At 71.0% G+C, this 26394-nt stretch carries 22 protein-coding genes; 20 read left to right on the forward strand and 2 right to left on the reverse strand.

The annotated features are described in order from the left end of the window. Nucleotides 1–15 precede the first annotated feature (15 nt). The 15 genes from AB3M34_RS09140 (at nt 16) to AB3M34_RS09210 (ending at nt 15313) form a co-directional block, all read left to right on the forward strand. Nucleotides 16–1575: a UDP-N-acetylmuramoyl-L-alanyl-D-glutamate--2,6-diaminopimelate ligase gene (locus tag AB3M34_RS09140; protein ID WP_370619215.1), complete on the forward strand. Its 1560-nt coding sequence runs from the start codon at nt 16–18 to the stop codon at nt 1573–1575. Next, entirely contained in the window at nt 1572–2975 is a 1404-nt protein-coding gene (locus tag AB3M34_RS09145; protein ID WP_370619217.1) for a UDP-N-acetylmuramoyl-tripeptide--D-alanyl-D-alanine ligase, read from the forward strand. The genes AB3M34_RS09140 and AB3M34_RS09145 overlap by 4 nt, the downstream gene beginning before the upstream one ends. Further along, a complete protein-coding gene (gene mraY / locus AB3M34_RS09150; RefSeq protein ID WP_370619219.1) occupies nt 2972–4036 on the forward strand; it encodes a phospho-N-acetylmuramoyl-pentapeptide-transferase in 1065 nt (354 codons plus the stop codon). The genes AB3M34_RS09145 and mraY overlap by 4 nt, the downstream gene beginning before the upstream one ends. Continuing rightward, nucleotides 4033–5499, forward strand: a complete 1467-nt coding sequence (gene murD, locus AB3M34_RS09155; protein WP_370619221.1) for a UDP-N-acetylmuramoyl-L-alanine--D-glutamate ligase — start codon at nt 4033–4035, stop codon at nt 5497–5499. Before mraY ends, murD begins: the two co-directional genes overlap by 4 nt. A gap of 41 nt (nt 5500–5540) precedes the next feature. After that, nucleotides 5541–6851 (forward strand): putative lipid II flippase FtsW, encoded by a 1311-nt coding sequence (gene ftsW / locus AB3M34_RS09160; RefSeq protein ID WP_370619223.1) that lies wholly within the window; start codon nt 5541–5543, stop codon nt 6849–6851. Between the two features lie 3 nt (nt 6852–6854). After that, complete coding sequence (murG, locus tag AB3M34_RS09165) at nt 6855–7955, forward strand: undecaprenyldiphospho-muramoylpentapeptide beta-N-acetylglucosaminyltransferase (protein ID WP_370619225.1); 1101 nt, start codon at nt 6855–6857, stop codon at nt 7953–7955. Continuing rightward, nucleotides 7952–9376, forward strand: coding sequence for a UDP-N-acetylmuramate--L-alanine ligase (gene murC / locus AB3M34_RS09170; protein WP_370619227.1), 1425 nt, complete (start codon nt 7952–7954; stop codon nt 9374–9376). The genes murG and murC overlap by 4 nt, the downstream gene beginning before the upstream one ends. After that, on the forward strand, nt 9373–10089 hold the full coding sequence (locus tag AB3M34_RS09175; RefSeq protein WP_370619229.1) for a cell division protein FtsQ/DivIB: 717 nt from the start codon (nt 9373–9375) through the stop codon (nt 10087–10089). Before murC ends, AB3M34_RS09175 begins: the two co-directional genes overlap by 4 nt. Nucleotides 10090–10154: 65 nt before the next feature. Next, entirely contained in the window at nt 10155–10601 is a 447-nt protein-coding gene (locus tag AB3M34_RS09180; protein ID WP_370619230.1) for a hypothetical protein, read from the forward strand. Nucleotides 10602–10801: 200 nt separating this feature from the next. Continuing rightward, a complete protein-coding gene (gene ftsZ / locus AB3M34_RS09185) occupies nt 10802–12067 on the forward strand; it encodes a cell division protein FtsZ (protein ID WP_370619232.1) in 1266 nt (421 codons plus the stop codon). Continuing rightward, the gene (locus tag AB3M34_RS09190) at nt 12068–12811 is read left to right on the forward strand and encodes a polyphenol oxidase family protein (protein WP_370619234.1); all 744 of its coding nucleotides are present in this window, start codon (nt 12068–12070) and stop codon (nt 12809–12811) included. Nucleotides 12812–12815: 4 nt separating this feature from the next. Next, complete coding sequence (locus AB3M34_RS09195) at nt 12816–13538, forward strand: YggS family pyridoxal phosphate-dependent enzyme (RefSeq protein ID WP_370619235.1); 723 nt, start codon at nt 12816–12818, stop codon at nt 13536–13538. Between the two features lie 67 nt (nt 13539–13605). Then, on the forward strand, nt 13606–14100 hold the full coding sequence (locus AB3M34_RS09200) for a cell division protein SepF (protein WP_370619237.1): 495 nt from the start codon (nt 13606–13608) through the stop codon (nt 14098–14100). Nucleotides 14101–14119: 19 nt separating this feature from the next. Then, nucleotides 14120–14419 carry a YggT family protein gene (locus tag AB3M34_RS09205; RefSeq protein ID WP_370619239.1) on the forward strand — a complete coding sequence of 100 codons (300 nt, stop codon included), beginning with the start codon at nt 14120–14122 and terminating at the stop codon, nt 14417–14419. Nucleotides 14420–14539: 120 nt separating this feature from the next. Continuing rightward, nucleotides 14540–15313, forward strand: a complete 774-nt coding sequence (locus AB3M34_RS09210) for a DivIVA domain-containing protein (RefSeq protein ID WP_370619240.1) — start codon at nt 14540–14542, stop codon at nt 15311–15313. A gap of 95 nt (nt 15314–15408) precedes the next feature. Here AB3M34_RS09210 and AB3M34_RS09215 read toward each other — a convergent pair whose 3' ends face one another. Further along, nucleotides 15409–15981, reverse strand: coding sequence for a GNAT family N-acetyltransferase (locus AB3M34_RS09215; protein ID WP_370619242.1), 573 nt, complete (start codon nt 15979–15981; stop codon nt 15409–15411). Between the two features lie 7 nt (nt 15982–15988). Continuing rightward, nucleotides 15989–19138: an isoleucine--tRNA ligase gene (gene ileS, locus AB3M34_RS09220; RefSeq protein WP_370619244.1), complete on the reverse strand. Its 3150-nt coding sequence runs from the start codon at nt 19136–19138 to the stop codon at nt 15989–15991. 457 nt (nt 19139–19595) lie between these two features. On the opposite strand from ileS, the gene AB3M34_RS09225 reads away from it, so the two are divergent. From AB3M34_RS09225 to AB3M34_RS09245, 5 genes are all read left to right on the forward strand, one after another. After that, nucleotides 19596–20534, forward strand: coding sequence for a TraR/DksA family transcriptional regulator (locus AB3M34_RS09225; RefSeq protein ID WP_370619246.1), 939 nt, complete (start codon nt 19596–19598; stop codon nt 20532–20534). Continuing rightward, nucleotides 20507–21091, forward strand: coding sequence for a signal peptidase II (lspA, locus tag AB3M34_RS09230; protein WP_370619248.1), 585 nt, complete (start codon nt 20507–20509; stop codon nt 21089–21091). Before AB3M34_RS09225 ends, lspA begins: the two co-directional genes overlap by 28 nt. After that, nucleotides 21088–22035 carry an RluA family pseudouridine synthase gene (locus AB3M34_RS09235; protein WP_370619250.1) on the forward strand — a complete coding sequence of 316 codons (948 nt, stop codon included), beginning with the start codon at nt 21088–21090 and terminating at the stop codon, nt 22033–22035. Before lspA ends, AB3M34_RS09235 begins: the two co-directional genes overlap by 4 nt. A 90-nt stretch (nt 22036–22125) precedes the next feature. Continuing rightward, on the forward strand, nt 22126–25662 hold the full coding sequence (dnaE, locus tag AB3M34_RS09240) for a DNA polymerase III subunit alpha (protein WP_370619252.1): 3537 nt from the start codon (nt 22126–22128) through the stop codon (nt 25660–25662). Nucleotides 25663–25742: 80 nt separating this feature from the next. Further along, on the forward strand, nt 25743–26324 hold the full coding sequence (locus AB3M34_RS09245) for a hypothetical protein (RefSeq protein ID WP_370619253.1): 582 nt from the start codon (nt 25743–25745) through the stop codon (nt 26322–26324). The last annotated feature ends 70 nt before the right edge of the window (nt 26325–26394 follow it).

A 26394-nucleotide genomic window follows, 5' to 3' on the forward strand; every position in this document is an offset into this window, starting at 1 on the left:
ATACGCTCGGCTGCGATGTCTGCTGACCCGCTCCACCCCCTCGACACCCGGCCCTCGTCGGTCGTCCCCGTCGACCTCGCCGCGCTCGCCTCTGCTGTCGACGCCGCCGTCGTCGGTCCTGACGAGCCGGCGGCGGTGACCGGGGTCACGCTCTCGTCGTCCGACGTACGCGCCGGCGACCTGTACGCGGCGCTGCCGGGGACGCGCACCCACGGCGCACGCTTCGTGGCCGACGCCGCGCAACGGGGCGCGGTCGCGGTCCTCACGGACGCAGCCGGCGCCGACCTCGCCGCCGCAGCACGGACGCACCTTCCCGTGCTGGTCGTCGCCGATCCCCGTGCCGTCCTCGGTCAGCTGGCCTCCCAGGTGTACGCCGCGCCCGCGGCCGGGCTCACGACGATCGGCATCACCGGCACCCAGGGCAAGACGACCAGCTCCTACCTCGCGGCGGCGGCGCTGCGCGCCTGCGGCGACCGGGTGGGGGCGATCGGCACGACCGGGGCGTTCCTCGACGGGCAGCCGCTCACCTCGGCGCTGACGACGCCGGAGGCACCGGCGCTGCACGCGCTGTTCGGCGTGATGCGCGACCACCGCGCCGACGCCGTCGTGATGGAGGTCTCCAGCCACGCCCTCACGCTGCACCGGGTCGACGGTGTTGTGTACGACGTGGCGGTGTTCCTCAACCTCGGCCGTGACCACCTCGACTTCCACGCCGACGTCGAGGACTACTTCGCCGCGAAGGCGTCGCTGTTCACCCCTGAGCGGTCGACCCGGGCCGTGGTCGACATCGACGACCCGTACGGCCGTCGGCTCGCGTCGTCGGTGACGATCCCGGTGACGACCGTCTCGCTCGAGGGACGCGAGGAGGCCGACTGGCGCGTCGTCGCCGTCGACTCGACCGCGTCGGGCTCGACCGCGCGCGTGGTCGGCCCGGACGATACGGAGCACACCCTGGTCGTCGGGCTGCCGGGGCGTTTCAACGTGGCCAACGCGCTCGCCGTCCTCGCGGCCGTGACCGCGACGGGCCGCGCGGCCGAGGACGCCCTCGCGGGCATCGCCGCCTGCACGTCGGTGCCGGGCCGGATGGAGCAGGTCGACGCCGGGCAGGACTTCACGGCGATCGTCGACTACGCCCACAAGCCGGATGCGCTCCGGGCCGTTCTGGCGTCGCTGCGGGGCCTCTCGTCCGGGCGTCTCGTGGTCGTCATCGGCGCCGGCGGAGACCGGGACCCCGGCAAACGCCCGCTGATGGGCGCGGCGGCAGCCGAGCTCGCCGACGTGGTCGTCGTCACCGACGACAACCCGCGCACGGAGGACCCGGCCCTGGTTCGCGCCGAGATCCTCGCCGGCGCGCAGTCCGCGATGGCCGGCGGCGCCACCGCGGAGCTCGTCGAGATCGGCGACCGCCGCGCAGCCATCGCGCACGCGATCGGCACAGCGGGCCACGGCGACGTCGTGGTCGTCGCCGGCAAGGGGCACGAGCGGGGCCAGGTCGTGGGCGACGTCGTGCACCCGTTCGACGACCGCGAGGTGCTGGTCGAGCTGGTGACCGCCGCCCGGGGGGCCGGGTCGTGATCGCGACGCCCCTGACCCGGGTCGCCGAGATCGTCGGAGGCACCGCCTACGACGCGGCGGACGTGGTCGTCACGGGCCCTGCGACGCTCGACTCGCGTGCGGTCTCGTCCGGCGGCCTGTTCGTGGCCGTCCGCGGTGAGCACGTCGACGGGCACGACTACGTCGACGGGGCGGTCCGCGGCGGCGCCGTCGCCGTGCTCGCCGAACGCCGGGTGGATGCGCCGTGCGTGGTCGTCGACGACGTCGCGCTGGCACTCGCGCGCCTGGCCACCGACGTACGCTCACGGCTCACCGGCTGCACGGTCGTCGGCATCACCGGCTCCCAGGGCAAGACGAGCGTCAAGGACCTGGCTGCCCAGGTCCTGCTCCGCGGTGGCGCGACGGTCGCGACCGCGGGCAACTACAACAACGAGCTCGGCGTCCCGCTGACGGTCCTGCGCGCCGACGCCGACACACGTTTCCTCGTCGTCGAGATGGGTGCACGTGCCCTGGGCAACATCGCCGAGCTCTGCGCCATCGCCGGACCGCACGTCGGTGCGGTGCTCAACGTCGGCACGGCACACCTGGGCGAGTTCGGCTCCGTCGAGACGATCGAGCGTACGAAGGGCGAGCTGGTCGAGGCCCTCGGACCCGACGGCGTCGCCGTTCTCAACGCCGACGACCCGCGCACCGCGGCCATGCGCAGCCGCACCACGGCGCGCGTGACCACGTACGGCGCGGCGGAGGACGCCGACGTCCAGATCCGTGACCTCGTGGTCGGGCGCGACGGTGAGCCGACGTTCACGCTGGTGGCCGGGAGCGACTCCGCAGAGGTCCACGTGCCGCTGCTGGGGGCGCACCAGGCCTCCAACGCCGCCGCGGCCGCCGCGATCGCCCTCGCGGTCGGGTTGGAGGTCGAGACGATCGCCGACGCGCTCGGGTCGGTCGTCACGCGCTCGGCGTGGCGGATGGAGCGCCACGTCCGCGCCGACGGTCTGGTCGTGGTCAACGACGCCTACAACGCCAATCCCGAGTCGGTCGGAGCCGCGCTCCGTGCGGTGACCGCGATGCGAGAGGACGGACGCGTCGTCGCGGTCCTCGGAGAGATGCTCGAGCTCGGCGGTGCGGCGCGACGCGCGCACGCCGACGTTGGTACTCTCGCCGCGGACCTCGGTGTCACTCAGGTGGTGGCCGTCGGGTCGGGCTCGCGTCCGGTCCACGACGCCGCAACCGCCGCAGGCACGGCTTCCGTCCACGTCGACGACGTAGCGGCTGCCGTGGCGTGGCTGCAGCGGTACGTGCGCGAGGGTGACATCGTGCTGGTGAAGGCATCTCGAGCGAGCGGCCTGGAGCGAGTGGCGGCTGCGCTGCTGACCGAGGGCGGCGACGGACGCGACGACGAAGGGAACGACGGTCGATGAGGGCCATTCTGATCGCCGGTGGTTTCGGTCTGATCGGCACGCTGCTCGGTACGCCGCTGGCGATCCGCCTGCTCGTCCGCAAGGGCTACGGGCAGCTGATCCGCGACGACGGCCCGACCTCGCACCACACGAAGCGCGGGACGCCCACGATGGGCGGCCTCGTGATCATCGTCTCGGTCGTGGTCGCGTACGCCCTCGCCAAGCTCATCACCGGGAGCGCTCCGTCGGCGTCGGCGCTGCTGCTGCTCTACCTCTTCGTCGGCCTCGGCCTCGTCGGCTTCCTCGACGACTACATCAAGGTGATCAAGCAGCGGAGCCTCGGGCTGCGCTCGAAGGCCAAGCTCGCCGGGCAGGCGCTCGTGGCCCTCAGCTTCGCGCTGCTGGCGCTGCGGTTCCCCGACGGCGACGGCCGTACGCCGATCTCCGAAGGCATCTCGTTCATCCGTGACATCCCCGGGTGGACGCTCCCGGCGGCGGTGATCGTCGTGTGGGTGCTCGTGATGATCTGGGGCACGAGCAACGCCGTCAACCTCACCGACGGGCTCGACGGTCTCGCGACCGGCGCCTCGGTGATGGTGTTCGGCGCCTACATGCTCATCAACCTGTGGCAGAACAACCAGTCGTGCGCGATCAACCCCGGGGCGAAGTGCTACGACGTGCGCGACCCGCTCGACCTCGCCGTCGTCGCGGCCGCCCTGACCGGTGCCTGCTTCGGGTTCCTCTGGTGGAACGCGTCCCCGGCGAAGATCTTCATGGGTGACACCGGCTCGCTCTCGCTCGGCGGGGCGATGGCCGGCTTCGCGATCATGACCCGCACCGAGGTGCTGCTCCTGGTCCTCGGCGGGCTCTTCGTCATCATCACGCTGTCGGTCATCCTCCAGGTCGGCTGGTTCAAGATGTCGGGCGGCAAACGTCTGTTCCGGATGGCGCCACTGCAGCACCACTTCGAGCTGATGGGATGGGCCGAGATCACGATCGTGGTCCGCTTCTGGATCATCAGCGGTCTGTTCGTCGCCCTCGGTCTGGGCATCTTCTACTCCGAGTGGGTCAGCGGCCTGTGAGCGGGCCCGATCTCGACGGCCTCGGGCGGGCCGACTCGTGGGAGGGCGTGCACGCCGTCGTCGCAGGGCTCGGCGGGAGCGGCTACGCCGCCGCCGACGCGCTGATGCAGGTCGGCGCACGACTGACGATCCTCGACGACGGTGACGGTGACCGGCTCCGTGAGCGGGCCGAGATCCTCGAGGTGCTCGGTGCCGACGTGCGGACGGGGCCGGGGTCGACCGCCGCGCTTCCCGACGACGCGACACTTCTCGTCCCGTTCCCCGGTCTTCCGCCGGCCACCCCGATCGTGGCCCAGGCGCTGGCGCGCGACGTGGCCGTGTGGTCCGAGCCCGAGCTCGCGTGGCGGCTAAGAGGGCCCGGTGCGGCCCCGTGGGTCGGCGTGACCGGCACCAACGGCAAGACGACGACCGTCGAGATGCTGGCGTCCATCCTGCGCGCGGCGGGGCTGCGCGCACCGGCTGTCGGCAACATCGGGGTCCCGGTCACCGAGGCCGTCATGGACCCGACGGGCTACGACGTCCTCGCCGTCGAGCTGTCGAGCTTCCAGCTGCACTTCGCCGACCGCATCGCCTGCGAGGCGTCGGCCGTCCTGAACGTCGCCGCGGACCATCTCGACTGGCACGGCGGTTCAGCGGGCTACGCCGCGGACAAGGGACGCATCTACGAGCACGTCGAGCGGGCCTGCGTCTACAACGTCTCCGACCCGGAGACCGAGAGACTCGTGCGCGAGGCCGACGTGGCCGAGGGCGCTCGGGCAATCGGGTTCACGCTCGGCGTCCCGTCGGTCGGCATGGTCGGCGTGGTCGACGACGTCCTCGCGGACCGCGCCTTCGTACCCGAGCGGGCGACGAGCGCGGCCGAGCTGGCGACGCTCGGCGACCTCGCGGGGCCGTCGGGCGAGCCGCCGGCGCCGCATGTGGTCGCCAACGCGCTCGCCGCCGCCGCGCTCGCCCGTGCCCACGGCGTCGCCCCCGTGGCCGTCCGCGACGGGTTGCGCTCCCACCAGCCGGGCGCTCACCGGATCCAGCAGCTGGACGAGGTCGACGGAGTGACGTACGTCGACGACTCCAAGGCGACCAACCCCCACGCGGCGACGGGCTCGCTCCAGGCGTACCCGTCGGTCGTCTGGGTCGCCGGCGGGCTCGCGAAGGGGACCACCTTCGACGACCTCGTCGAGCGCACCCGTGACCGGCTCCGTGCGGTCGTCCTGATCGGTGCCGACCGCGCTGTGATCCGCGATGCGTTGCGGCGACACGCGCCCGAGGTGCCCGTCGTCGAGGTCGATGCGGGCAAGGATGTGCTCATGGACCGCGTCGTGGACGCGGCAGCAGGGTTCGCCCGAGCGGGCGACACCGTGCTGCTCGCCCCGGGGTGCGCGTCCTTGGACCAGTTCACGAGCTACGCCGAGCGGGGCGACTCCTTCGCCGCAGCAGTGGCCAGGCACGCCGCGTCGCGAGGGTGACCCCCTCGCCGCCCGGTGAAGGACGAGCGGGGAGGCGCACGGTGGCACGGACCGGGAGGCAGGCGTGGACGGCGTCGGTCCGCGAGACCCTCGCGAAGCCGCTGACCTCGTACTACCTCGTCCTCGCCGTGTCCGGTCTGCTCATCGGCTTCGGCATGGTGATGGTGCTCAGTGCCAGCTCGGTGACGTCGTACGAGGAGCTGGGCAGCCCCTACACGATCGCGCTGCGCCAGGCCGGCTTCCTGCTCGTCGCGCTCGTGGTCGGGCTGTTCGCGTGGCGGATGCCGCTGAACGCGCTGCGCGTGCTCGTCTATCCGCTGCTGCTGGTGGCGGTGACGCTGCTCGGGCTGACCTTCACCCCGCTCGGACAGGAAGTGAACGGCAACCGGAACTGGCTCGACGTCGGTCTCCCGATCCTGATCCAGCCCTCGGAGATCGCGAAGCTCACGATCATCCTCTGGGCCGCGGACCTGTACGCCCGCAAGCGGCGGCTGCTCCACCTGGACCGTCACATCGTGATCCCGATGCTTCCGGTGACGGGTGCCGTCGCGGCGCTCGTGGTGCTCCAGCACGACCTCGGTACGGCTCTGGTGCTGTTCGCGATCATCCTCGGGATGCTGTTCGTGGCGGGCCTCTCGGCCAGAACCTTCCTCGTCATCTTCTTCGCCGTCGCCGCGGTCGCCGCCAGCGCCGCGAGCGCCAGCGGTGAGCGGGTCGGCCGCATCCTCTCGTACACCGACCCGTTCGCCGACGTCAGCAACTCCGGCTACCAGGCGGCGCACGGCCTGATGGGACTCTCGACCGGCGAGCTGTCGGGCAGCGGCCTGGGCGCGGGCGTCCAGAAGTGGGGGACGCTCCCAGGCGCCCACACCGACTTCGTCTTCGCGGTGATCGGCGAGGAGCTCGGGCTGATCGGCACGCTGAGCGTCCTCGTGCTCTTCGGCCTGCTCGCGTACGTCGGCTTCCGGATCGCCCGGCGCGCGCGGGACCCGTTCGCCCGGTTCGCCGCGGCCGGGATCACGGTCTGGCTGATGGTCCAGACGCTGGTGAACATCGGCATGGTCCTCGGCATGCTGCCGGTGATCGGCATCCCGCTGCCGTTGATCTCCTACGGCGGCTCCGCGCTCGTCCCGACCGTCGTCGCGCTCGGTCTCCTCGCGAACTTCGCTCGCACTGAGCCGGGGGCACAGGCCGCGCTGCGCGCGCACCGGTCCCGCCGGGCACGCCGCCGGACGGCGGGCGGTACGGTGCCGCAGGGTACGGTGCCGCCGACCACGACGTCGCGGCGCAACGACTCCACCACCCGCTCTGCTCCACGACCCGTCGGACGTCCTGTCCGCGAGGAAGGATGATCGGTGACGCCACGCGTCCTGCTGGCCGGCGGAGGCACCGCCGGCCATACCTCACCCCTGCTGGCGACCGCGGCAGCGGTCCGCAGGATCGAGCCCGAGGCCGAGATCACGGCGCTCGGCACTCCGAAGGGGTTGGAGGTGACGCTGGTCCCGCAGGCGGGGTACCCGCTCGAGCTCGTGCCGGCCGTGCCGCTGCCGCGCAGCGTGAGCACCGAGCTGCTGCGCGTCCCCGGGCGGCTGGCGGGCACCGTCAGGGCGACGGGTGAGGTCTTCGACCGCGTGCAGCCGGACGTGGTCGTCGGGTTCGGCGGATACGTGTCCGTGCCGGCCTACCTGGTCGCGCGCAAGCGCAAGATCCCGATCGTCGTGCACGAGCAGAACGCGCTGCCTGGCATCGCCAACAAGCTCGGCGCCCGCTTCACGACGCACGTCTTCACCAGCTTCCCCGAGACGCCGCTGCCGCACGCCCGCTACATCGGGCTGCCGATGCGTGAGCAGATCGCCCGTCTCGACCGCGCCGGCATGCGGGCGGAGGCCCGTGAGACGTTCGGGCTCGACCCGGACCTGCCGACCCTGCTCGTCACGGGAGGCTCCCAAGGGGCACGCCGGATCAACCAGGCGGTGTCGGGCGCTGCCGAGGCGCTCGCCGCGGCCGGTGTCCAGGTGCTCCACGCGGCCGGACGCGTCGAGGAGGCCGAGGTGGAGCGCTCGCCGGGGCAGGCGCCGTACGTGACGCTGCCCTTCATCGACCGCATCGACCTCGCGTACGCCGCCGCGGACGCGATCGTCTGCCGATCGGGCGCCAACACCGTCGCCGAGGTCGCGGCCGTCGGGCTGCCGGCGGTGTTCGTCCCGCTGCCGATCGGCAACGGCGAGCAGGCGCTCAACGCGCACCCGGTGGTCGGAGCGGGCGGCGGGATCCTCGTGGAGGACGCCGCGCTCACCCCCGAGTGGGTGGCGACTGCGGTGGTCTCGCTGCTGCGCGACGAGGACCGCCTGACGCGGATGTCTGCGGCGGCGTCGGACCTCATGCCGCGTGACGCCGACGACGTCCTGGCGCAGATCGTCCTCGACGCGGCTGGGGCCGGGGCGGACGGCGCATGAGGATCGACGTCCCTGACCGGATCGAGGCGGCAGAGGATCTCGGCCGAGTCCACCTTGTCGGCATCGGCGGAGCCGGTCTGTCGGCGATCGCCCGCATCATGCTGGAGCGTGGCATCCCCGTCCAGGGCAGCGACGCCGCCGACTCCGCCCTCCTGCGAGCGCTCGAGGCCGACGGCGCCCAGGTCACGATCGGGCAGGCCGCCGAGAACCTCGGTGACGCCGACACCGTCGTCGCGACCACCGCGGTCCGCGAGGACAACCCGGAGATCCTCGCGGCGCAGGAGCGCGGGCTCCGCCTGTACCCGCGCTCGGCCGGGCTCCAGTCGGTGATGATCGGACGCGACGTCGTCGCGGTGGCCGGCACGCACGGCAAGACCACCACGACGTCGATGCTCACGACCGCGCTCGTGCACGCGGGCGTCGACCCGTCGTACGCGATCGGTGCGCCCGTGGCGTCGCTCGGGACCAACGCCCACGCGGGATCAGGTCGGTGGTTCGTCGCGGAGGCCGACGAGAGCGACGGTGCCTTCCTGGTCTACGAGCCGTACGGGGCCGTGGTCACCAACGTCGACGCCGACCACCTCGACGTGTGGGGTACGCCGGAGGCGTACGAGCAGGCGTTCGTGCGCTTCGTCGACCGCGTGGACCCGCGCGGGTTCCTCGTGCTCTGCGTCGACGACGCCGGTGCCGCAGCGCTCGCCGAGCCGGCGGCCGCCCGCGGTATCCGGGTGGTCCGCGCAGGACTCGGGCCGCAGGCCGACCTCCGGGGCACCGAGCTGACCACCGAGGGCGGCGGCACGTCCTTCACCGTGGTGCGCGACGGCGAGACCCTCGGTCGCGTGAGCCTCCAGGTCCCCGGGGACCACTACGTGATCGACGCTCTCGGAGCACTGGCCGCCGCCCTCGAGTGCGGCACGTCCTTCGCCGACGCCGCGTCCGGGCTCGCCGCGTACGGCGGTGCGAGCCGCCGGATGGAGCGGATCGGCGAGGCGCACCGTGTTCGCGTCTACGACTCGTACGCGCACCACCCCGTCGAGATCGCCGGTGACCTCCAGGCCGCCCGTGCGCTCGCCGGCCAGGGGCGGGTCGTCGTCGCGTTCCAGCCCCACCTGGTCAGCCGGACCCGCATCTTCGGCGCGGCGATGGGCGAGGCGCTCGGTGCGGCTGACGCCGTCGTGGTGACCGACATCTACCTCGCCCGCGAGGACGCCGACCCGGACGTCACGGCGGCCCGGGTGCTGGACGCCGTACGCCTGCCGCCCGAGGCCGTCCACGCGGGCGCTCCGCTCGCCGTCCTCGACGAGCAGCTCGCCGACCTGGCACGCCCCGGCGATCTCGTGCTCCTGCTCGGCGCCGGTGACATCACCACCGTCGGGCCACGCCTCGTCGCACGGCTCGAGAAGCGGGCACCAGGATCGTGACAGCCACGGACCGGTTCGTACGGCGGCGCTGGCACGCGCGGCTGCAGCGGCTGCGTCCGTACCTGCTGGGAGCCGCGGCGGTCCTGCTCGTCGCGGTGGGTACGTGGGTCGTCCTCGAGACGTCGGCGCTGGGCGCCCGCACGGTCGACGTCCGCGGCGTCAGCACCGTCGCCCCTGCCGTCGTGCGGGCGGAGGCCGGCGTCGTGGAGGGCACGCCGCTGGCACGGCTCGATCTCGACGCGATCGAGGAGCAGGTCGCGACGATCGCTCAGGTCGAGTCGGTCGACGTACGCCGGCAGTGGCCGCGCACGGTCGTCGTCGAGGTGGTGGAGCGGACCCCGGTCGCCCGGCTCGGAGGGTCCGACGAGGTCCGGCTGATCGACGCCGAGGGCGTCGTCTACCCGCCGGCCGGTAAGCCGCCGCGTCGACTGCCGGAGGTGGTCCTCGCGTCCGGCTCCGGGCCACGCGCGGCCGCGCTCGGAGAGGTCGCCGACGCGGTCGGTGCGATGGACGCCGACCTCGCCCGGCGCGTACGCGTGGTCAAGGTGACGAGCCGCGACGGGATCACGCTCGAGCTGCGCGACGGCGCCGACGTCGCGTGGGGGAGTGCGGAGCAGGCGGAGCTGAAGGCCGAGGTCCTGGCCGCCCTGCTGCAGCGCAAGGCGAGCGCGTACGACGTCAGCGTCCCCGAGCGGCCCACCATCCGTCCCTGAGGCGGCGACGCGAGCCCCTCCCGTACGAGTCGCGGGCCGGCGGGTCCGGCAGTAGCGTCCCGTCCATGAGCACGAAGGCCCGGGCTCGGACCACCGGCGGTGCTGCAGCGGTCGGCATCGCTCAGTGCCTCGTGCTGGTGCTCGGCTCGCTCGCCGTGGTGACCTGGTCGTTCCTGGAGGTCAGCGAGGCGCTCGTCACCTCGACCGAGCCGCTGACCGGCGTCGGGATGGTGTTCTGGTCGCTCGTCGGAGGGATGGCGGTCCTCGTCCTCGCCTGCGTCGCCACCCTCATGCTGTGGCGGGGGAGAGCCGCGGGATTCACCGTCCTCGGCCTCGCGTGGTTGCCGGCGCTGCCGCTCGCGTGGGTCACGGTCACGTCGTTCCTCGACCTGGTCGCCGACGAGCGGATGCCCGGGGTGGTGGCGGTCTCCGTCGTCCTCGGAGCCGGGAACCTCGTGCTGGGGTGGGTGCTCCGGACCACTCCGGCGACGCGGCCGCCTGTCGCCGGCTGACCGAGCCCACAGCGTCGATGGCTCGGCGGCGTGTCGGCGCCGTGCGCCGAGGTGCACCACGTAAGTTCGTCTCCAAGCACGAGGTTGACATAACTATAACCCTGAACTTGAGGGTTAGGGTTCGGGCCACCGCCTGGACCCTGAGGCGCCGGCAGCCCGACTTCGGCGCCGGGGGACAACCCGGAGAACACACCAAGCACGTGAGGGGCACCACCGTGGCAGCTCAGAACTACCTGGCCGTGATCAAGGTGGTCGGCATCGGAGGAGGCGGCGTCAACGCCGTCAACCGGATGATCGAGGCCGGCCTCAAGGGAGTCGAGTTCATCGCGATCAACACCGATGCGCAGGCGCTGCTGATGAGCGACGCCGACGTCAAGCTCGACATCGGCCGGGAGCTCACCCGCGGCCTCGGGGCCGGCGCCAACCCCGACACCGGGCGTCAGGCGGCCGACGACCACGCCGACGACATCGAAGAGGTGCTCAAGGGCGCCGACATGGTGTTCGTCACGGCAGGTGAGGGCGGCGGCACGGGCACCGGCGGTGCGCCTGTCGTCGCACGCATCGCCCGCTCGCTGGGTGCGTTGACGATCGGCGTCGTGACGCGCCCCTTCTCCTTCGAGGGACGCCGCCGCGCGAACCAGGCCGACGACGGCATCGAAGGACTGCGGGAGGAGGTCGACACGCTGATCGTCATCCCCAACGACCGGCTGCTGTCGATCAGCGACCGCAACGTCACGATGATCGACGCCTTCAAGCAGGCCGACCAGGTGCTCCTCCAGGGCGTCTCGGGCATCACCGACCTGATCACCACGCCGGGTCTGATCAACCTCGACTTCGCCGACGTGAAGTCGGTCATGTCCGACGCCGGCTCCGCGCTCATGGGCATCGGTTCGGCACGTGGCGACGACCGAGCGGTCGCGGCCGCCGAGATGGCGGTCTCGAGCCCGCTGCTCGAGGCCTCGATCGACGGAGCGCACGGCGTGCTGCTGTCCATCGCGGGCGGCTCCGACCTCGGACTGTTCGAGATCAACGAGGCCGCAGCGCTGGTCAGCGAGGCGGCGCACGCCGAGGCCAACATCATCTTCGGCGCCGTGATCGACGACGCCCTCGGCGACGAGGTACGGGTGACGGTGATCGCGGCCGGCTTCGACGGAGGGACGCCCAAGCGCCGCGACTCGTCGCGTCCGGCGCTGCGGCGTGACACCGTCCCGGCTCGCCCGGTCACCAAGGACGCGCCGGAGACCCCGGCCGCACGCGGGACGGAGTCCGAGGGACGCGTCCCGGTCGGCGCCCGTACGAGCGCCTCCGACGCCGGCCGCGACGGCGGCGCCGGTGCGACCTCGAACGGCTCCGGTCCGACGAACGGGAGCGGCAACGGCAGCGGGAACGGCGGCCGCCCGTCGGTCCCGAAGCGTCAGCCCGACCCCTTCGAGGACGACCTCGACATCCCGGACTTCCTCAAGTAGGTGTTCGCGTTCCACGAGTCGCTGGCACGCGTCGACCTCGCCTTCACCGACCGCCACGGCGGGGAGAGCACCGGACCGTGGTCCGCGCTCAACCTCGCCGCCGGCAACGGCGACGACCCGGACACCGTCGAGCGCAACCTGCACCTCGCCGTGCAGGCGCTCGGCGGTGACCCCCGGCGTACGCATCTCGCCCGCCAGGTCCACGGTCGCGACGTCCACGTGGTGAACGGCGACGCCGCTCCTGCGGTCCCGCCGCCCGAGGCGGACGCGATGGTGACGGCGGAGCCAGGAGCGGTCCTGGTCGTCCGGGTCGCCGACTGCGTCCCGATCGTGCTCGCCGACGACCGGGCCGGCGTCGTCGGCGTCGTCCACGCGGGCCGCCTGGGCGTCGTCGCCGACGTCGCCACGGCCGCCGTCGACGCGATGCGGTCCCTCGGTGCCGGCGACGTCCGAGGCTGGATCGGGCCCCGGGCGTGCGAACGCTGCTACGAGGTGCCCGAGGACATGCGCGCCGCGGTGGCGCAGGAGGTGCCGCCCACCTGGTCGACCACCTCCTGGGACACGCCAGCGCTCGACCTCGCGGCCGGCGTCGCCAGCCAGCTCGAGGCCTCGGGCGTGCTGGTCCACGATCTCGCGGACGACCTGCACGTCTGCACGATCGAGGGCGAGGACGACTACTTCTCCTATCGGCGTCAAGGGGAGCGGTCCGGTCGTCTCGGGGCCCTCGTGCACGTGCGAGGCTGAGCCCGTGGAGACCACCAGCGCGCGACACGACGAGCTCGCGCACAACCTCGCCGAGGTCCGCCGCCGCATCGCGGACGCCGCCGGCGCCGCCGACCGCGCTCCGGAGGACGTCCGCCTCGTCGTCGTCACCAAGACGTACCCGGCGTCGGACGTCGTGGCGCTGGCCGAGCTCGGAGTCACCGACGTCGGCGAGAACCGGCACCCCGAGGCGGCGCGCAAGCGCGAAGAGGCCGGTGCCCCTGCGGCCGTTCTCACGTGGCACTTCGTCGGCGGGCTCCAGACCAACAAGGCGGCGGCCGTCGCTCGCTACGCGGACGTCGTCCACTCGGTCGACCGGCCGCGCCTGGTCGACGCCCTCGACCGCGGTGCGCAAGCGGCGGGGCGCCGGCTCGAGGTGCTCGTCCAGGTCAACCTCGAGGGGCACGACGACGATCCCGGCGGGAGGGCCGGCGCGTCGCCGGCCGACGTGCTCGCGCTCGCCGACCGCATCGCTGCCACGGGCGCGCTGACGCTGAGGGGAGTCATGGCCGTCGCGCCACTGGCGGTGGACCCCGACGACGCCTTCGCCCGGCTCGCCGAGATCGCGGCCAGCGTCGCCGCCGCCCACCCCGGCGCCACGGCGATCTCGGCTGGGATGAGCGGCGACCTGGAAGCAGCCGTCAAGCACGGCGCGACACACGTACGGATTGGGCGTTCGGTGCTCGGAGAGCGCCCTCCGCTCGGGTAGGTTGAGTGCGACGGCGAGCCCGCCGTCCACCGTTCGAAGATGCACCGTGGTTCAGGGAGGTCAGGCGATGGCTGGCGCGATGCGCAAGATGGGTGAGTACCTCGGCCTCGTCGAGCAGTCGGGTGAGTTCGACGACTACGACGACTACGAGTCCGAGCCGGAGGCTGCCCGTCGCCCCGCAAGACCCGCCGTGCGTGAGGCCGAGCCGCGCCCCGTCGCGCGCATCGACGACCGACGTCGTCCGTCGACGACGCCGACCGTCGCCGCGGTGCCGGCGACCGAGCTCACCCGGATCACGACGCTCCATCCACGGACCTACAACGAGGCCCGCACGATCGGCGAGCACTTCCGCGAGGGCACGCCGGTCATCATGAACCTCACCGAGATGGACGACAACGACGCGAAGCGTCTCGTCGACTTCGCCGCCGGGCTCATCTTCGCCGTGTACGGGTCGATCGAGAGGATCACCAACAAGGTGTTCCTGCTGTCGCCTCCGAACGTCACCGTCACTGCGGAGGACCGTCAGCGTCTTGCCCAGGGCGGGTTCTTCAACCAGAGCTGACTAGGACACACTGACGTTCATGGTCCTCGCCGGTGAAATCATCAGTTTCGTCCTGTGGGTGTGCATCCTGCTTCTGATCGCGCGGTTCGTCATCGACTGGGTCCAGGTGCTGTCGCGCTCGTGGCAGCCGAAGGGGTTCATCCTCGTGATCTGCGAGGCCATCTACTCGGTGACCGACCCGCCGCTCCGGGCGGTGCGCCGGGTCATCCCGCCGGTGCGCTTCGGGGGGATGGCGCTCGACCTGTCTCCGATGGTTCTGCTGATCGGTCTCTACCTCCTTCAGATCGTGAACCAGCAGATCTTTTTCAGATCGTTGTAACTCTTCAGCCTGCTCGTGACGCCCACTAGGGTGAGCAGTGGCGGGGTGCCTCGTGCGGGGTTTCTCCGACCGAGTACCGTTGTCAGGAATGTCCGAGAAACATGACCCCGAGGTGAGAGCATGCCGTTGACGCCAGAGGACGTGCGGAACAAGCGATTTACCCCGGTCCGCCTTCGCGAGGGCTACGACATGGGTGAGGTCGACCAGTTCCTCGACGAGGTCGAAGCCGAGCTCGAGCGTCTGACCCTGGAGAACGAGGACCTGCGCAGCAAGCTTTCCGCAGCGTCGTCGTCCGGCTCGTCGACCTCGTCGTTCGACACGTTCCGCGCTCCGGCGCCCCCGCCGATCGTGCAGCAGCAGGCGCCCCCGGCGCCTCCCGTGCCGGCCGCCCCGGCTCCCGTGACGTCGTCCGTGGGCGACGCCTCGAGCGCCGCTGCGCGACTGCTCGAGATCGCGACGCACAACGCCGACGAGCTCGTCGACGCGGCGAAGAACGAGGCCGACCGCATCCTCGGTGAGGCCCGTACGAAGGCCGACCGTGTCGAGAACGAGGCGCGCGGCAAGGCCGAGCGCCTCGAGAGCGAGGCGCGGATGCGCGCCCAGAAGCTCGATGCCGAGACCGCCGAGCGCCGCCAGCAGGCCTTCGGCACGATCGAGAAGGAGCGCGACGACCTCAACCGCGAGGTCGAGCGTCTGCGCACCTTCGAGCGCGAGTACCGAAGCCGCCTCAAGAACTACTTCCAGGCGCAGCTCTCGCACCTCGAGGGCGAGCAGTCGGTCGCGGCCACGCTGCCGACCTCGTCGCCGGCTCCCGCTGCGGTGCACACCTCGGCTCCCGAGCACGCCCCGCGCCGCCTCAAGTCGCTGTTCGGCGACGACGACGTGCGCTCCTGATCCACCGGGTCGCCCCCTCGTTCGAAGGCCCCTTCCGACCATGGTCGGAGAAGGGGCCTTCGGCCATTTCCAGCGGCGGTGAGACAGCGCGCAGCTCAGCCGTCGGCCTCGATGCGAGCGACCAGCTCAGGATCGCGCAGCCCGACGCAGTCGAGTGCCCAGAAGGGGTCCGGGTAGACGACGGTGCCGGAGATCGACTCGTCGTAGGCGGGTAGCCGGGCGACCTGGAAGGCCGGTGCGGGGATCCGCGCCGAGGGCCGCTGAAGGCCGAGCAGGTCGGCACGCTCGAACCCGCGCGCCCCGTAGTAGCGCGGTGAGCCCTCCACCACGACCAGCGGCCAGCGCACCCGGCGCGCCTCGGTGACCGCCCGCTCCAGGAGCGCCGTGCCGAGGCCCGCACCCTGGTGGTCCGGTCGGACCGAGAGCGGGGACAGCACCCCCACCTCGACGAGCCGGTCCGGGGCGTCGATCCAGCCGCGGGTCACCATGACGTGCCCGACCACCTCGCCGCGGTCGACGGCGACGAGCGCGAGGTCACCCCGGTAGGCCGACGACGCCCGCAGCGCCTCGACGAGGTCGACGACGACCTTCTCGTCGGCGCCGAAGGCGGCCAGGACCACCTCGGCCACGGGACCGGTGTCGTGGTCCGCCTCAGGACGGATCTCCACTGCCGCCTCAGGCCTTCACGAGCGAGACGGCGACGCCCAGGTCGTCGTCGCTGGCCTGGTGGGCGTCCGGCAGCGCCGGGGCCTCGCCGATCTCTACCGCGAGCACCTCGTCGGCGATCGTCGACGCGTGGGCGCGGACGGCGTCGGCGGCCTGCCCCGCGGCCGACCAGGTCACGCGGATCCGGTCGGTCACCTGCAGTCCGGCGTTCTTCCGGGCCTCCTGGAGCATGCGGACGACCTCGCGGGCGATGCCGGCCTGGACCAGCGCCTCGTCCAGGTCGAGGTCGAGGGCAACCGTCTCGCCCTGGTCGTTGACGACGGCCCAGCCTTCGCGCGGTCGCTCGGACACGATGACGTCGTCCGCACCCACCTCGACGGTCTCGCCCTCGACGGTCACGGCGTACGAGCCGCCGTCGGCGACAGCCGCGGCCAGCGCTGCGGCGTCGGCCTCCGCGACGGCGGCAGCGACCTTCGGGGTCTGCTTGCCGAACCGCTTGCCGAGACTGCGGAAGTTGCCCTTCGCGGAGTGCTCGACGAGGTCGCCGGACGCGCCGGCGAGAGACTCGAGCGTGCCCACGTTCAGCTCGTCGGCGACCTCGGCGCGGAGCTCGTCGCCCAGCCGCTCCCAGGCGCGGGAGGGCACGAGGGCGCGACGCAGCGGCTGGCGCGTACGGACCTTCGCCTCGGCACGTGCGGCTCGGCCCAGCTCGGTGATCCGCCGCGCGAGCGCGACCTGGTCGTCGAGACCCTCGACGACCAGGGTCTCGTCGGCGACGGGCCACGAGGCCAGGTGCACGGACTCGGCGGCGTCGGGAACAGTCGGTCGGACCACGTCCTGCCAGACCCGCTCGGTGATGAACGGGGTCAGCGGGGCCATCAGGCGGGTGACTGCGTCCAACGTGTCGTGCAGGGTCGCGAGCGCAGCGGGATCGCCGTTCCAGAACCGACGCCGCGAGCGGCGGACGTACCAGTTGGAGAGGTCGTCGACGAACTGCGCGAGCAGGGCACCGGCGCGCTGCGTGTCGAACTTCTCGAGGCAGGCCGTCACGTCCGCCACGAGCTCCTGCGTCCGGGACGCGAGCCAGCGGTCCAGCACCGGGCGTTCGGCCACCGGCGGCGCACCGTCAGCGGGCGACCAGCCCGCGGTACGGGCGTACAGGACGTGGAAGGCCACCGTGTTCCAGTACGTGAGCAGCACCTTCCGGACGATCTCCTGGAGGGCCTGGTGACCGACGCGCCGTGCCTGCCACGGTGAGCCCGAGCACGCCATGAACCAGCGCACGGCATCGGCGCCGTGCTCGTCCATCAGGGGCACCGGCAGCAGGATGTTGCCGAGGTGCTTGGACATCTTGCGTCCGTCCTCGGCGAGGATGTGGCCGAGGCAGACGACGTTCTCGTACGAGCTCTTGTCGAAGACCAGCGTCGAGACCGCCATTAGCGAGTAGAACCATCCGCGGGTCTGGTCGATCGCCTCGCAGATGTACTGCGCCGGGAACGCCCGCTCGAACTTCTCCGCTGAGCCCTCCACGTGCGGGTAGCCCCACTGCGCGAACGGCATCGAGCCCGAGTCGAACCAGGCGTCGATGACCTCGGGGACGCGCCGGTAGGTGCCGTCCTCACCGTCGCGCGTGAAGGTGACGTCGTCGATGTACGGGCGGTGCGGATCGAGGCCGGACAGGTCATGGCCGACCAGCTCGGACAGCTCCGCCAGCGAGCCGATGCACACGACCTTGCTCGGGTCGGCGTCGTTGCGCCAGATCGGCAGGGGAGTGCCCCAGAAGCGGTTGCGCGACAGCGCCCAGTCGACGTTGTTGCGCAGCCAGTCGCCGTAGCGGCCCCACTGGATCGTCTCGGGGTACCAGCCGGTCTGCTCGTTCTCGCGCAGGAGTGCGTCCTTCGCGGCCGTCGTCCGGACGTACCAGGCGGGGGAGGCGTAGTACATCAGCGCCGTGTGGCACCGCCAGCAGTGCGGGTAGGCGTGCTCGTACGGCACGTGGCGGAAGAGCAGCCCACGCTCGTCGAGGTCGGCGACGAGGGTGGCGTCGGCCTTCTTGAAGAACGCGCCGCCCACGAGATCGAGATCGCCCTCGAAGTGGCCGGTGGTGTCGATCGGGTTGACCATCGCCACGCCGTTGCGGCGACCGGACAGGAAGTCGTCGGCACCGAAGGCGGGCGCCTGGTGGACGAGGCCCGAGCCGTCGTCGGTGGTGACGTAGTCCTCGGTGACGACGTAGTGCGCGTTCTCGTCGGGCCAGGTCACCAGCCCGAAAGGACGCTCGTACGTCCAGCCCGCGAGGGCGGAGCCCTCGAACCTGGCGTCGATCGTCCACCCCTCGCCGAGCGCCTTGTCGACCAGCGGCTCGGCGACGACCAGGGTCTCCGTGCCGTTGCTCGCGGCGACGTACGTGACGTCCGCCTTGGCGGCGACGAGGGCGTTGGAGACCAGCGTCCACGGCGTCGTCGTCCACACGAGCAGGGAGGCCTCACCGGCCAGCGGACCGGACGTCAGCGGGAACCGGACGAAGACCGACGGGTCGACGACGGTCTCGTAGCCCTGGGCGACCTCGTGGTCGGAGAGCCCGGTGCCGCACCGCGGACAGTACGGGGCGACGCGGTAGTCCTCGCTGAGCAGACCCTTCTCGAAGATCTGCTGGAGCGCCCACCACACGCTCTCGACGTACGAGGTGTCCATCGTGCGGTACGGGTCGTCGGTGTCGACCCAGTAGCCCATCCGCTCGGTCATCTCCTCGAAGAGACCGACGTTGCGCAGCACCGCCTCACGGCACTTCGCGTTGAACTCGGCGATGCCGTACGCCTCGATGTCGGGCTTGCCGTTGAAGCCGAGCTCCTTCTCGACGGCGATCTCGACCGGGAGCCCGTGGCAGTCCCACCCGCCCTTGCGCTCGACGAGGTAGCCCTGCATCGTGCGGAAGCGCGGGAAGACGTCCTTGAAGACGCGGGCTTCGACGTGGTGCACGCCGGGGGTGCCGTTCGCGGTCGGCGGGCCCTCGTAGAAGGTCCAGCGTGGAGCGCCTTCGCGCTGCTCGAGGGACTTGTCGAACGTGCCCTGGCTCTCCCAGAGCGCGATCACGTCACGTTCCGTCGCGGGCAGGTCCACGTGGGCAGGAACGGGGTGGTACGAGGCGGTCACGGTCATCCTCCGACAAGTCACGAAGCTCGGCTTGACGAAGGGACGAGGCGTCGTGCCCCGCGGTACCACCCTTCTTGGCGGACGCATCGTCCACCCACTCTTGTCCGCCGCGCGCGGGTCTAGTGGTCGCTGGTGAGCGACGTTCTTCCGGCAGCTCCGGGGTGATACGGCGCCGCGCCGTGCTCCGGGCTCACACCGTCCCCGGATCGCTCACGCACAGGATGTCGCAACGCCGCGCGTCCCCATCGACGCCTGCGGCTCACTGAAGTCTAGTGCAGGCGGCATGACGCGGCTGACGCGACGGCTCCGAGCCAGCAGGAACCTCGCTGTGTCGCGACACGCAACAAATCGGCTTGTGAAGGTCTCGGAGCGCGCCTACAGTTCGGGCACGATGCCACAACGGGGCGATCCAGGGTGATCGCCTCGTCCCGTGGCATCTCGCGCACATCGAGGGGGCTCAGAGATGGCGGGCACGACGAAGACACGCAAGGCGAGCGCTGTCACGCGTGGCGCTGCGGCCATCAAGGTCGCGGCCCGCAAGGTCGGCAGCACGGCCAAGAAGGCGACGCCGGCCAAGAAGGCGGCCGCGAAGAAGGCGACGCCGGCGAAGAAGACGGCCGCGAAGCGGGCGACGCCCCCGAAGAAGGCGACGCCCGCGAAGAAGACCGCGGCGAAGAAGGCCTCGCCGGCTAAGAAGACGGCCGCGAAGAAGACCGCGGCGAAGAAGACCGCGGCGAAGAAGACCGTGGCGAAGAAGGCCTCGCCGGCCAAGAAGGCGACGCCGGCCAAGAAGACGGCCGCGAAGAAGGCGACGCCCGCGAAGAAGACCGTGGCGAAGAAGGCGACGCCCGCGAAGAAGACCGCGGCGAAGAAGACAGCAGCGCCGGCCAAGAAGACCGCAGTCAAGAAGACAGCGGCGAAGAAGAGCCCGCCCGCCAAGAAGACGGCGGCGAAGAAGTCCCGGACGACAGGAGCGAAGAGAACTGTGACAAATCCCACGACGACGGTCGACACGCTGGCCGTCAAGCCCGACGAGGACGCCTGGACCACCGCGGAGATCGACGAGGTCCGTGCAGAGCTCACGGCCGACCGCACCCGGCTGCTCGACGAGATCGGGATCGCCGAGCGTGGCCTCGCCGACCTGCTCAGCGGCGGTGTCGACGGTGCCGGCAACGACCAGGCCGACGTGGGGTCCAACTCGCTCGAGCGCGACGCCGAGATGTCGCTGGTCGCCAACCACCGCGACCTTCTTCTCCAGGTCGAGAAGGCGCTCTCCCGGATCGACGCGGGCACCTACGGCAACTGCGAGAACTGCGGTGAGCCGATCGGGAAGATGCGGCTGATGGCGTTCCCGCGTGCGACACTGTGCATGACATGCAAGCAACGCGAGGAACGTCGCTGACCCCCGACGACGACACCAACCCGCCTACGGCACGATCCCGACGGATCGTGCTGTTCGCCGCTGTGGCCGTTGTCGGTTATCTCACCGACCTCATCACCAAGATCCTGGCCGTGGCGCGTCTCGAGGACGCCGATCCGGTCGTCGTCATCCCGCACGTGCTCCACCTGACGTTCGTCCGCAACGCCGGTGCCGCGTTCGGGATGGCGACGGGCTTCACGATCGTGCTGACCGTGGTCGCGGTCACGGTCTGCGTCGTCGTCATCCGGATGGCACGCCAGCTCCGTGACCCCGTGTGGGCCGTCGGGCTCGGCATGCTGCTGGCGGGAGCGCTCGGCAACCTGACCGACCGGATCTTCCGGGAGCCGTCGGTGCTGCAGGGGCACGTCGTCGACTTCCTCCAGTTCCCGGACTGGCCGCCGAACTGGCCGGTCTTCAACGTCGCCGACATCATGATCAACGTCGCCGCCGTCATCATCGTGGTCCAGACGGTCCGCGGCGTCGGACTCGACGGGACGAAGGCCGACAAGAAGTCGGACCCCGACCCGGACACGGCATGACCGCCACCCCCGCGGACGCGGAGCACCGGACCTACTTCGTGCCCGACGGACTGGCGGGTGAGCGCGTCGATGCCGCCCTGGCGAGGTTGCTCGGGCTGTCCCGCAGCCGCGTGGCCGACCTCGTCGCCGAGGGCCACGTCACCGTCGACCACCGTCCGGCCGCGAAGTCGGACCGTGTCGAGGCCGGCGCGTTCCTCGAGGTGACGATCCCGCGGCAGCGTGACGCGGCCGTGGTCGTGCCCGAGATCATCGAGGACCTGCGCATCGTGCACGACGACGACGAGATCGTCGTGGTCGACAAGCCTGCGGGCGTCGCAGCGCACCCGAGCGTGGGCTGGACGGGCCCGACCGTGGTGGGCCACCTCGCAGGCGCGGGCTTCCGGATCAGCACGTCGGGTGCACCCGAGCGTCAGGGCATCGTCCAGCGGCTCGACGTGGGCACCAGCGGTCTGATGGTGGTCGCGAAGTCGGAGCACGCCTACACCGTCCTCAAGCGGGCGTTCCGCAACCGTGAGGTGGACAAGACCTACCACGCACTCGTGCAGGGCCACCCTGACCCGCTGGAGGGCACGGTGGACGCCCCGATCGGGCGTCACCCCAAGCACGACTGGAAGTTCGCCGTGATGGCGGACGGCCGCGCGAGCGTGACCCACTACGAGACGCTCGAGGCGCACCGGTTCGCCAGCCTCCTCGAGATCAAGCTGGAGACGGGGCGAACCCATCAGATCCGGGTGCACATGGCCGCGCTCAAGCACCCGTGCGTCGGTGACCCGCTGTACGGCTCAGACCCCACGCTGACCAAGCGCATCGGCCTCGAGCGGCAGTGGCTCCACGCCCACCGGCTCGGTTTCGAGCACCCTCGCTCGCGCGACTGGGTGACCTTCGAGTCCGCGTACCCCGATGATCTCCAGCACGCGCTGGACGTCATTCGGGCCGCGGACTGAGACCGTCAGCGTGCCTGCCGCGACGTGTCCGGGCGGTCGTCTAATGTGTGAGTTCTTCCCTCCATCCGCGCCCTAGGAGACCCCACCCCGATGTCGAGCGCCGACTCGTTCGTGCACCTCCACGTCCACACCGAGTACTCCATGCTCGACGGCGCGGCGAGACTGACGGAGATGTTCGCCCGTACGGCGGAGCTGGGGATGGACGCCATCGCCATGACCGACCACGGCAACGTGTTCGGCGCGTACGACTTCTACCGCAAGGCGAAGGCCGCGGGCGTCAAGCCGATCATCGGCATGGAGGCCTACCTCACCCCCGACACCCACCGCACCGAGCGCAAGCGCGTCCAGTGGAACAAGGGCGGCGGCGACGACGTCTCGGGTGGTGGCGCGTTCACCCACATGACTCTGCTGGCCGAGAGCACGGCCGGCATGCACAACCTGTTCCGGTTGTCGTCACGGTCGTCGCTCGAAGGCTTCTTCTACAAGCCGCGCGCCGACCGCGAGCTCCTCTCCGAGTACGCGCAGGGCATGATCGCGACGACCGGCTGCCCCTCCGGGGAGGTCCAGACCTGGTTGCGGATCGGCGACTACGCCAAGGCGCGGCAGTCGGCCGCGGAGTTCATGGACATCTTCGGCCGCGACAACTTCTTCGTGGAGCTGATGGACCACGGGCTGTCGATCGAGACCCGGGTCCGCGACGACCTCCTGCGGCTCGCCAAGGACCTCGACCTCCGACTCGTCGCGACCAACGACTCCCACTACACGCACCCCGACGACAGCACTGCCCACGAGGCGCTGCTGTGCGTCCAGTCCGGCAAGACGCTGGCCGACCCGACGCGCTTCAAGTTCGACGGCAACGGCTACTACATCAAGTCGCCGGCGGAGATGCGCAAGATCTGGGAGCAGGACGCCGGGCTCGCCGAGGCCTGCGACACCACGCTGCTGATCGCCGAGCGCTGCGAGGTCGAGTTCACCGAGGGCAACGGCACGTTCATGCCTCGGTTCCCGGTCCCCGACGGCGAGTCCGAGGAGACCTGGCTGCTCAAGGAGGTCGACCGCGGCCTCGCCGAGCGCTACCCGGACGGCATCACCGAGGACGTCCGCAAGCGGGCCGACTTCGAGGTCGACGTGATCCTCAAGATGGGGTTCGCCGGCTACTTCCTGGTCGTCGCCGACTTCATCAACTGGGCCAAGGAGAACGGCATCCGCGTCGGCCCCGGCCGTGGCTCCGGCGCCGGCTCGATGGTGGCGTACGCGATGCGGATCACCGATCTCGACCCGATCGTGCACGGACTGATCTTCGAGCGGTTCCTCAACCCCGACCGAGTGTCGATGCCCGACTTCGACGTCGACTTCGACGAGCGCCGGCGTGGCGAGGTCATCCGCTACGTCACCGACAAGTACGGCGACGACCGGGTCTCGCAGATCGTCACCTACGGCACGATCAAGTCCAAGCAGGCGGTCAAGGACGCCTCCCGCGTCCTCGGCTACCCGTTCTCGATGGGGGAGCGGATCACCAAGGCCATGCCGCCGCTGGTGATGGGCAAGGACGTCCCGCTCAAGGAGATCTTCAACGCCGAGCACTCCCGTTACAACGAGGGCGGCGAGTTCCGCTCCCTCTACGACACCGACCCCGACGCCAAGAAGGTCGTCGATACGGCGGTCGGGCTGGAGGGCCTGAAGCGGCAGTGGGGCGTCCACGCCGCCGGCGTCATCATGTCGAGCGAGCCGCTGCTCGACATCATCCCCGTGATGAAGCGCGAGCAGGACGGCGCGATCATCACGCAGTTCGACTACCCGACGTGCGAGTCGCTCGGGCTGATCAAGATGGACTTCCTGGGGCTCCGCAACCTCACGGTCCTCGACGACGCCCTCGACAACATCAAGAACAACCGCGACGAGACGGTCGTCCTCGAGGACCTCGAGCTGTACGACGACGAGACGTTCGCGCTGCTGTCGCGCGGCGACACGCTGGGCGTCTTCCAGCTCGACGGCGGCCCGATGCGGGCTCTGCTCCGCAGCATGCGACCCGACAGCTTCGAGGACATCTCGGCCGTCGGCGCGCTCTACCGTCCGGGCCCGATGGGCGCCGACTCCCACAACAAGTACGCCCGCCGCAAGAACGGCCGCGAGAAGGTCGAGGCGATCCACCCCGACCTCGCCGACGCACTCGAGGACATCCTCGGCGAGACGTACGGCCTGATCGTCTATCAAGAGCAGGTCATGGCGATCGCCCAGCAGCTCGCCGGCTACACGCTCGGACAGGCCGACCTGCTCCGTCGCGCGATGGGCAAGAAGAAGAAGTCCGAGCTGGACAAGCAGTTCGAGAACTTCTCGGCCGGCATGCGGGAGCGGGGATTCTCCGCGGCGGCGGTCAAGACGTTGTGGGACATCCTTCTGCCGTTCTCCGACTACGCGTTCAACAAGGCGCACTCCGCGGCGTACGGCGTGGTGTCCTACTGGACCGCCTACCTGAAGGCTCACTATCCCGCCGAGTACATGGCAGCCCTGCTGACCAGCGTCCGGGGCGACAAGGACAAGTCGGCGATCTACCTCAACGAGTGCCGGCGCATGGGCATCAAGGTCCTGCCGCCGGACGTCAACGACTCCGAGGCCAACTTCACGGCGGTCGGTCCCGACATCCGCTTCGGTCTCTCGGCCGTGCGCAACGTCGGACACAACGTGGTCGACGCGATCGTCGAGGCCCGCACGCAGAAGGAGCCCTTCACCGACTTCGCCGACTTCATGGAGAAGGTCCCACCAGTCGTCTGCAACAAGCGCGTGATCGAGTCCCTCATCAAGTCGGGGGCGTTCGACTCGCTCAAGCACCACCGGCGTGCGCTGGTCACCGTCCACGAGGACGCGGTCGACCAGTACGTCGATCTCAAGCGCAACGAGGCCATCGGCCAGGACTCCCTCTTCGCCGGGCTCGACGACGGTGAGGCGGGCTTCGCCGGCACGGCCGTCGTCGTCCCGGACCTCGACGAGTGGGACAAGACGACGCTGCTCGCCCACGAGCGGGAGATGCTCGGTCTCTACGTCTCCGACCACCCGCTCTTCGGCCTCGAGCACGTCCTCCGCGCCGCCAGCGACTGCACGATCGGCGACGTGATCGCCGACGAGGAGCGGCCGGACGGGTCGCCGATCACGGTGGCCGGCCTGGTGACGTCGATCCAACGCAAGCTGACCAAGAAGGGTGACCCCTGGGCGATCGTCACCGTCGAGGACCTCGAGGGTGCGGTCAACGTGATGCTGTTCCCCTCGGTCTACACGCTGTCAGGGCACCTGCTCGTCGAGGATGCGGTCGTGGTGGTCAAGGGACGCCTCAAGCGCAAGGAGGACACCCCCGAGATCTCGGCGATGGAGCTCACTGCCGCCGACCTGTCGGTGGGGGACGACGGTCCTGTGGTGATCTCGATCCCGACCGCGCGGTGCACCCCGCCGACGCTCGACCAGCTCCGTGACGTCCTGTCGAGCCACCCCGGCGCCACCGAGGTGCACCTGCGGCTCGTGGGCAGTCAGAGCACCAAGCTGATGCGGCTGGACCCGCGACTGAGGGTCAGTCCGTCGTCGTCGCTGATCGCCGACCTCAAGGCCTTGCTGGGCCCTGGGTGCCTCGCGTCGTGACCGCTGAGCCCGCGCCAGAGACGGTGGGGGAGGATGGAGCGCCGCCGTCCGTCGGGGCGGCAGGTCCGCAGGAGGAACGCTTGCCCCCATCACGTGCCGTGCCCGCACCGGGCGACGCCACCGGCCCCCGCCGGGGCCGGCTCGCTGTCATCGTCGGCTTCCTCGTCGCCGGCGTGCTCGCGGGACTCACCTGGGCGTGGCTCGCCGATCCCATCCAGTACACGGTCATCCGGGTCGGCGACCAGTCAGGGCTGAGTGCCGGCGAGGCGGCTTCCACCGCCCAGTTCGGGGTGCTCGTCACCTACACGTGGATCGGGGCGGCCTTCGCTGCCCTGTGGGGAGCGTTCGCGACCTGGCGCTGGGGACGCGACGGCGGCACCGCCGCGATCGCGCTGACGACGGTCGGCGCTGTCCTGGGCGCCTTCGTCTCGTGGGGTGTCGGAGTCGTCGCAGGCCCTCCGGAGCCTGTTGTCGGCGACCGGGCAGCCGGAGCGACGGTGCAGGCGCAGCTCGGGATCGACGCCTACGGAGTGCTCTTCGTCTGGCCCGTGGCCGCCTTGATCGGTCTTCTGCTGGTCTGCTGGGTCGTCCTGCCCCGCGAGTCCGGCGACGATCTCGTCGCCGCCGACGACACCGCTACAGGCGACGCGCCCGACGCCTGAAGGCTCCGCAGCGCCCTTGACGGGCGCCGGACTGCATCGCGGTTGTCGGGTTGGTCCGGCTGGGGCAGGG

The sequence above is a fragment of the Mumia sp. Pv4-285 genome (assembly GCF_041320275.1).
GTDB lineage: Bacteria > Actinomycetota > Actinomycetes > Propionibacteriales > Nocardioidaceae > Mumia > Mumia qirimensis.

Excerpts from the sequence above, each read along its gene's own strand:
- AB3M34_RS09205 (WP_370619239.1), top strand. The coding sequence starts at position 14,120 with ATGGTCCTCGCCGGTGAAATCATCAGTTTCGTCCTGTGGGTGTGCATC.
- AB3M34_RS09180 (WP_370619230.1), top strand. The coding sequence starts at position 10,155 with ATGAGCACGAAGGCCCGGGCTCGGACCACCGGCGGTGCTGCAGCGGTC.
- AB3M34_RS09235 (WP_370619250.1), top strand. The coding sequence starts at position 21,088 with ATGACCGCCACCCCCGCGGACGCGGAGCACCGGACCTACTTCGTGCCC.
- ileS (WP_370619244.1), bottom strand. The coding sequence starts at position 19,138 with ATGACCGTGACCGCCTCGTACCACCCCGTTCCTGCCCACGTGGACCTG.
- murC (WP_370619227.1), top strand. The coding sequence starts at position 7,952 with ATGAGGATCGACGTCCCTGACCGGATCGAGGCGGCAGAGGATCTCGGC.
- AB3M34_RS09200 (WP_370619237.1), top strand. The coding sequence starts at position 13,606 with ATGGCTGGCGCGATGCGCAAGATGGGTGAGTACCTCGGCCTCGTCGAG.
- lspA (WP_370619248.1), top strand. The coding sequence starts at position 20,507 with ATGCAAGCAACGCGAGGAACGTCGCTGACCCCCGACGACGACACCAAC.
- AB3M34_RS09225 (WP_370619246.1), top strand. The coding sequence starts at position 19,596 with ATGGCGGGCACGACGAAGACACGCAAGGCGAGCGCTGTCACGCGTGGC.
- AB3M34_RS09210 (WP_370619240.1), top strand. The coding sequence starts at position 14,540 with ATGCCGTTGACGCCAGAGGACGTGCGGAACAAGCGATTTACCCCGGTC.
- AB3M34_RS09140 (WP_370619215.1), top strand. The coding sequence starts at position 16 with ATGTCTGCTGACCCGCTCCACCCCCTCGACACCCGGCCCTCGTCGGTC.
- dnaE (WP_370619252.1), top strand. The coding sequence starts at position 22,126 with ATGTCGAGCGCCGACTCGTTCGTGCACCTCCACGTCCACACCGAGTAC.
- mraY (WP_370619219.1), top strand. The coding sequence starts at position 2,972 with ATGAGGGCCATTCTGATCGCCGGTGGTTTCGGTCTGATCGGCACGCTG.